This window comes from Devosia sp. (genome assembly GCF_041917035.1).
Taxonomy (GTDB): domain Bacteria; phylum Pseudomonadota; class Alphaproteobacteria; order Rhizobiales; family Devosiaceae; genus Devosia_A.
On record NZ_JAYRYM010000210.1, the window covers coordinates 1 to 6541 of the forward strand.

7 protein-coding genes are annotated in these 6541 nt (G+C 67.8%); 5 read left to right on the forward strand and 2 right to left on the reverse strand.

Annotated features, from left to right (window positions below; translation table 11 throughout):
* Positions 1 to 264, reverse strand: a 264-nt coding sequence (locus ACE3TU_RS17235) for an NAD(P)-binding protein (RefSeq protein ID WP_374626417.1), incomplete at its 3' end; no start/stop codon positions are given.
* Between the two features lie 62 nt (positions 265 to 326).
* Positions 327 to 698, reverse strand: coding sequence for a VOC family protein (locus ACE3TU_RS17240; protein ID WP_374626419.1), 372 nt, complete (start codon positions 696 to 698; stop codon positions 327 to 329).
* A gap of 141 nt (positions 699 to 839) precedes the next feature.
* On the opposite strand from ACE3TU_RS17240, the gene ACE3TU_RS17245 reads away from it, so the two are divergent.
* From ACE3TU_RS17245 to ACE3TU_RS17265, 5 genes are all read left to right on the forward strand, one after another.
* Positions 840 to 1634 carry a uracil-DNA glycosylase family protein gene (locus ACE3TU_RS17245; RefSeq protein WP_374626421.1) on the forward strand — a complete coding sequence of 265 codons (795 nt, stop codon included), beginning with the start codon at positions 840 to 842 and terminating at the stop codon, positions 1632 to 1634.
* Between the two features lie 314 nt (positions 1635 to 1948).
* Positions 1949 to 3367 carry an MFS transporter gene (locus ACE3TU_RS17250; protein ID WP_374626423.1) on the forward strand — a complete coding sequence of 473 codons (1419 nt, stop codon included), beginning with the start codon at positions 1949 to 1951 and terminating at the stop codon, positions 3365 to 3367.
* A 4-nt stretch (positions 3368 to 3371) separates the two neighbouring features.
* On the forward strand, positions 3372 to 3548 hold the full coding sequence (locus tag ACE3TU_RS17255) for a hypothetical protein (protein ID WP_374626425.1): 177 nt from the start codon (positions 3372 to 3374) through the stop codon (positions 3546 to 3548).
* A gap of 174 nt (positions 3549 to 3722) precedes the next feature.
* Positions 3723 to 4280: a LemA family protein gene (locus tag ACE3TU_RS17260; protein ID WP_374626427.1), complete on the forward strand. Its 558-nt coding sequence runs from the start codon at positions 3723 to 3725 to the stop codon at positions 4278 to 4280.
* A gap of 241 nt (positions 4281 to 4521) precedes the next feature.
* Entirely contained in the window at positions 4522 to 6420 is a 1899-nt protein-coding gene (locus ACE3TU_RS17265; protein ID WP_374626429.1) for a DUF2207 domain-containing protein, read from the forward strand.
* Positions 6421 to 6541 lie beyond the last annotated feature (121 nt).

Genomic DNA, 6541 nt, shown 5'->3' on the forward strand with positions numbered 1-6541 from the left:
GGCGGTGAGAAAGTGGAAGGTATCGCGGCCGACCGGCACACCGGCCGGCGCGCCCCTGTCGCGCCAGTCCGGCAGCAATTCGTCCATGCCGACCGGGTTCATCACCGCGCCGGACAGGATGTGCCCGCCGATTTCCGCCGCCTTCTCGACCACGGTCACCGCAAGGTCCGGGGCGACCTGCTTGATGCGGATCGCCGCCGCAAGGCCCGCCGGTCCCGCTCCCACGATCACCACGTCGGTCTCGATGCTCTCGCGCTCGCTCACGGCCCGTCCTCGCTGCTGCCTGACGCCCTATGGCACGAAGGGCGACCGGATCGCAATTCAGCTCAGCGATGCTGGTCGACGAGGATCTCGTTGCCGTCGGGGTCGCGGATGACGAAATGCGCCGGCCCGCTGGACGCCGGATCGGCCCGCGTCACGATCGCGATGCCCTCCGCCTCGAGGCGCTTCTGGATGTCGCGCACGTCGTCGAAGGGGTCGAACGGCGTCGCATCGGCGTTCCAGCCCGGGTTGAAGGTCAGGATGTTGTGCTCGAACATGCCCTGGAACAGGCCGATCGTCGCGCTGCCATTGGTGAGGATCAGCCAGTTCTGCTCGATGTTGCCGCCCAGCTCGCGAAAGCCCAGCTTTGTGTAGAAGTCGCGCGACGCCGCGATGTCCCTGACCGCAAGGCTGATCGAAAAGGCGCCCAGCTGCATCTGTCCCATCCCTTGCATAGAGCCTGGCATCGAGGCCGTGCCGGACAGCCTATCACGGCGCACCGGCAAGGCCAGCGCCGCTTGACAGGCGGCGGCCCGCCGCGTGTGGCGCCTGGCGCTCGCCTGTGACATAACTCGGCCATGTCCATCCCTGCCCCGCCCGACGCCGCCGAACTGGTTGCGCTGCTCGACTGGTATCGCGCCGCCGGGGTGGATATCGCCGTCGGCGAGGAGCCTGTCGACCGCTTCGCCGCGTCGCTGCCGGCAAGGCGCGCGAGCGTCCCCGCCAGCGCCGCGCCCGCCGTTCCGCCGCAGGTGGCCGTCTCGCTGTCGTCCGATCCGGGCGAGACGCGCGCCATTGCCGCCGCCGCCGGCACGCTCGAGGCGCTGCGCGCCGCCATGGACGCCTATGACGGCTGCCTGCTCAAGAAGCGGGCGACCCAGCTGGTCTTTGCCGATGGCAATCCCGAGGCGTCGATCATGCTGGTCGGCGAGGGCCCCGGCGAGCAGGAGGACCTGCAGGGCAAGCCGTTCGTCGGCCGCGCCGGGCAATTGCTCGATCGCATGCTGGGCGCCATCGGCCTCGACCGCAGCCGGGTCTACATCGCCAACATGGTGCCCTGGCGTCCGCCCGGCAACCGCGATCCCTCGCCCGAGGAACTGGCGCTGTGCGCCCCGTTCCTCATCCGCCAGGTGGAACTGGTGGCTCCGAAATTCCTCGTGACGCTCGGCAACGTGCCGACCAAGGCGCTGTTCCAGACCACCAACGGCATCACGCGCATGCGCGGCCAGTGGCGCGACCTCGTCGTCGGCAGCCACGCGGTCCGCGCCCTCGCCACGCTGCACCCGGCCTACCTGCTGCGCACCCCGGCCTCGAAGGCGCTGGCCTGGTCCGACATGCTGAGCCTCAGGCAGGCCCTCGACGCCGCCGGCTGAGTCGTCGACCGCATATTGACGAACCGCATCGCGCCGGGCGAACTGTGCTGGTCGCGACGGGGGTGCGACCGTAGGAGAACACAATGTTTAATCCAGAAGACAACGGCGTCTGAGCCCTGTAGCGCTCGACAAAATGCCCGCCACAGTGCGGGCATTGCGTTTTTCGGGGATTGAGCGGGGTTTTCCGAGGGACTAGGGTCTCTCGTCGGTCGTCGACGCAGCGCCGTTTTGGTGCAGGGCCCCTCGACCGCCCGAATTTGGTCCGACTCGACAGGCAAGCGCCGCCGGACTCGTGCGAACGCAGAAAGCGCCCCATGTCCTCCGCCCTGAAGATCTATGCCCTGTTCATCGGTTCGGCCCTGCTGATGTTCGGCGGCGGCCTGCAGGGGCTGCTGATGTCGGTGCGCGGCGCCGAGGAGCACTTCTCGCTGCTGGCGCTGGGCCTGATCGGCACCGGCTGGTCGGTGGGCTTCGTCACCGGCTCGATCACCGTGCCGCTGCTGGTCAAGCGCGTCGGCCATATCCGCGCCTTCTCGATCATGGCGGCCATCGGCACCGTCACCATCCTGCTCAACCTGCTGTGGATCAACGATGTCGGCTGGATCGTGCTGCGCGCCTTTTCCGGCTTCTGCTTTGCCGGCGCCGCCATGATCGTCGAGAGCTGGCTCAACGAAGTGGCCGACAACAAGAGCCGCGGCACCATCTTTTCGATCTATGTCACCATCAACATGGCGGCCTCCACCATCGGCCAGCTGGCCATGTCGATTACGGGTACCTTGGGATATGTCCCGTTCGTCGTCGGTGCGATAAGCTTCATCTGTGCGGTGCTGCCGACTGCGCTCACGTCGACGCCGCAGCCGAGGCCGATGTCCTCGGCGCGGCTCGACGTGGTCCTGCTCTACAGGACCTCGCCGCTTGCCGTGATCGCCGCCTTCGCCTGCGGCATGTCCAACGGCACGTTCGGCACCCTGGCCCCGGTCTACGGCTTCGAGCAGAAGCTCGATGCCTCGACCATCGCCTACCTGTTCGCGGTCACTGCGGTGGTCGGTGCGGTGGCGCAGACGCCGTTCGGCCGGCTCAGCGACAAGATCGACCGGCGCCTGGTGATCGTCGGGCTCTCGGGCTTTGCCGCCTTCATCGGGCTACTGACCGTGCTGATCAACCCGGCCGGCGGGGTGCTGATGTTCATCCTGTTCGGGCTCTACGGCTTCGGCGCCTATCCGCTCTATGCCATTGCCGTGGCGCACGCCAACGACTTCGCCCGCGATGGCGAGTTCGGCCGGGTCGCCGGCGGCATGCTGCTGATCCTCGGTGTCGGGCTCGCCATCGGGCCGGTGATTGCCAGCTGGGCGATGAATGCCATCGCCCCGGTGGCGCTGTTCATCGTCACCGCCACCTTCCACGGCGCGCTCGCCGTCACCGCCTTTCTCAGGATGAAGGTGCGGCCGGTCCGCGATACGAGGGGGCGCATCCGCTTCCGGGCGATGAACGCCGAGAAGGGCATCTCGCCGGGCACCGTGGCGCTCGATCCGCGCGCCGACGAGGGTCAGCAGACCCCGCGCCAGCCCGCCCCGCCTCCCCCGCCCGAGACCGAGATCCTCGTGCCCGACCCGATCGAGCCGGTGGTGATCGTCGATTCCGACGGCAAGCCCGACGCCCCCGGCGACCAGCCGGCGGAGTCGACCGAGCCGGGTTCCACAGGCGAACCGGGGCCGGCGCCCGACAAGGCATGAGGCGATGAAGATCCCGCTCACCCGCAAGCAGTCCCGCCCGCGCAACGCCGCGGCGCGCGCCCTGCGACAGGGCCAGTTCAAGCCAAAGGTCGAAGCCGATCCCAAGGCCTATCGCCGCCGCGGCCGGCACAAGCCTGATCCCCTGCTCGGCGACGACACGCCGCGCGACAGCGAGACTTAACCGCATTTCGGTTCAATCGTTCGCGTAACCGCTTTCCGGTTATGCGGCGCCGGGGGGCATCCGCAGCGCCGTCGCCGGTGGCGTTCATTGCCGGTTCAGGCACAGCAATTCAATTGCAGGGGCGCGGCCGCGGTGACACTGTCTTGGCCGCGTGCGCGGCAAGCGGAGGGCTTCATGACCGGTCTCGTCATCCTGGCGATCATCGTGGCGATCGTCGGCTACGTCATCTTCATCTACAACGACCTGGTGTCCAAGCGGCAGCTCAAGGACGAGGGCTGGTCGGGGATCGACGTGCAGCTCAAGCGCCGCACCGACCTGATCCCCAACCTGCTCGAGACGGTCAAGGGCTACATGGGGCACGAGCGCGCGACGCTGGAGGCGGTCACCAATGCCCGCGCCGCAGCGACCGCCGGCGCCAATGCCGGCCCGGCCGAACGCAGCGCCCTCGAGGGTGCGCTCTCGGGCGCCCTCGGCAAGCTGCTCGCCATCGCCGAGGCCTATCCCGACCTCAAGGCCAACACCACCTTCCTCGAGTTCCAGGCGGCGCTGAGGACCGTCGAGGACGAGATCCAGCTGGCCCGCCGCTACTTCAACGGCGCCGTGCGCAACCTCAACACCGCGGTCGAGAGCTTTCCGTCCAACGTCATCGCCAACGCCTTCAAGTTCGAGAAGTCCGACTATTTCGAGCTCGAGAACGAGGCCGACCGCGCCGTGCCGACGGTGAAGTTCTGAGCGACCGCGAGCAATGATCGAGCAAGCGGCGCCCCCCTCCCCGACCCTCCCCGCCAGGGGGAGGGTGTCCGCCGGCGGCTGGCTGCAACCACGCCGCAAACACCGCTCTGCACCTCCCCCCTCGCGGCGGGCTTTGGAGCGGCCGGAGGCCAGATCGCTCCAGTGGAGCGATCTGAGCGACAAAGGCCTTGAGAGCTATGCTCGAACGGCAGGGATGGGAGGGGGGGTGCATCACGCGCCGATGGCGCTTCTCGCATTGCTCGCGCTGCTCTCGTTCCTCCTCCTCGCCCTCCCCGCCGCCGCAGCCGAGACCATCACCTCCTTCGCCTCCGCCATCCGGCTCAATGTCGATGGCTCGGTCGACGTCACCGAGACCATCGACGTCACCGCCGAAGGCATCGAGATCCGGCGGGGCATCTACCGCGACATCCCCACCCAGCTGATCAACGCGGACAATTCGCGGCTGCGCTCGACCCTCGAGGTGCTGTCGGTCACGCGCGACGGCGAGGTCGAGCCCTACGCCCTCGAGACGGTCGGCGACGGCATCAGGCGCATCCGCATCGGCGATGCCGACGTGTTCCTCGCGCGCGGCCCGCACCGCTACACCATCCGCTACAGCATGAGCCGGATGGCGCGGGCCTTCGAGGACCACGACGAACTGTTCTGGAACGTCACCGGCAACTACTGGAACTTCCCGATCGAGAAGTCGGTGGCGAGCGTCACCCTGCCCGACGGCGCCGTGATCTCGGGGCTGATCGGCTATACCGGGCCGCCCGGCTCGCAGGAGCAGGCGGTCACCCCCACGCGCTCCTCCGATACCGAGGCCATCTTCCGCAGCCAGCGCCGGCTCGAGGCGGGTGAGGGACTGAGCGTCGCGGTATCCTTCCAGAAGGGCATCCTCGCGATCCCGGACGAATCGCAGCGCCTCGGCTGGTGGCTCAGCGATCATCGCGACCTCGTCGGCCCCGCCCTCGCCGTAGGGCTGGTGCTGCTCTACAACCTGTTCGCCTGGAACGCGGTCGGGCGCGATCCGGCCAAGGGCACCATCATCCCGCTCTTTCATGCCCCCAGGGGCCTGTCGCCGGCCCTGACCCACTACATCCACAAGATGGGCTGGGACAAGATGGGCTGGACCGCCTTCACCGCGGCGATCTTCGACCTCGGGGTCAAGGGCCTCGTCCACATCGACAATCCGGGCAAGACGCTGACCGTCAAGGTCACCGGCCAGGCGGCACCGGCCGACCTGCCCGAGGGCGAGCGGCTGGTGTTCGACTATTTCGCCTCGAAGGGCAGCGTCACGGTCAACACCAGCAACGGCCCCAAGCTCAACGAGACGCGCGGCAAGTTCGTCAAGCAGATCGAGACGGAGAACCGGCAGGCCTATTTCCGCAACAATACCGGCTATGTGCTGCTCGGCATCGCGCTCTCGGCGGCGCTGCTCGGCGGCCTCGTGCTGCTCGACATGCTCGATCCGGTCATGCTGGTGGTCGCCGCCGTGGGCGGCATCGCCATCGGCATCTTCGCTTCCGTGCTCTCGACCTTCTGGACCAGCCCCGGCTTCGGCAAGATCATCCTCGCCATCTGGCTGATCATCTTCAGCGCCAATTTCGGCACGACGGCGCTGGGCTTTCTGTCCGAACTGCGGCTCGACGGGCCGCTGATCGGCGCCATCTCGATCGTGCTCGTCAATGTCGTCTTCGCCGTGCTGATGCGCGCGCCGACCGTGCAGGGCCGGAAGCTCATGGACCAGATCGACGGCTTCAAGATGTATCTCGATACCGCCGAGAAGAACCGCCTCAACATCGTCGGCGAGCCGCCCATGACCATCGAGCGCTTCGAGCGCATCCTGCCCTATGCCATTGCGCTCGGGGTCGAAAAGCCGTGGTCCGAGCACTTCGAGGGCGAACTGGCCCGCAACGCCGTCGCTGACGCGCAGGGCGGCTACCACCCGGGCTTCTATTCCGGTCGTGACTGGTCGTCCGGCTCGGGCGGCTTTTCCAGCACCGTCTCCAGCGTCGCTACCGGCATGAGCGCCGCGATGATCGCTGCCCAGCCGTCGAGCTCCTCCGGCTCCGGCTTTTCCGGCGGTGGCGGTGGATCGGGCGGCGGCGGCGGTGGCGGTGGCGGTGGCGGGTGGTAAAAGCTCTTGTCTTGTGACATTACTGGCGTATCCTGTCACTTTTTGCGGAGGCTGACATGGCGCGAGTGACCAAAGGCAGCGGTCTGGCGGAGGATACTGCGCCCTGGCGCGACGACAGGGA

Bases quoted from the DNA above. Each gene is read 5' to 3' on its own strand.
- ACE3TU_RS17265 (WP_374626429.1), top strand. From the start codon at position 4,522: ATGGCGCTTCTCGCATTGCTCGCGCTGCTCTCGTTCCTCCTCCTCGCC.
- ACE3TU_RS17250 (WP_374626423.1), top strand. From the start codon at position 1,949: ATGTCCTCCGCCCTGAAGATCTATGCCCTGTTCATCGGTTCGGCCCTG.
- ACE3TU_RS17260 (WP_374626427.1), top strand. From the start codon at position 3,723: ATGACCGGTCTCGTCATCCTGGCGATCATCGTGGCGATCGTCGGCTAC.
- ACE3TU_RS17245 (WP_374626421.1), top strand. From the start codon at position 840: ATGTCCATCCCTGCCCCGCCCGACGCCGCCGAACTGGTTGCGCTGCTC.
- ACE3TU_RS17255 (WP_374626425.1), top strand. From the start codon at position 3,372: ATGAAGATCCCGCTCACCCGCAAGCAGTCCCGCCCGCGCAACGCCGCG.
- ACE3TU_RS17240 (WP_374626419.1), bottom strand. From the start codon at position 698: ATGCAGCTGGGCGCCTTTTCGATCAGCCTTGCGGTCAGGGACATCGCG.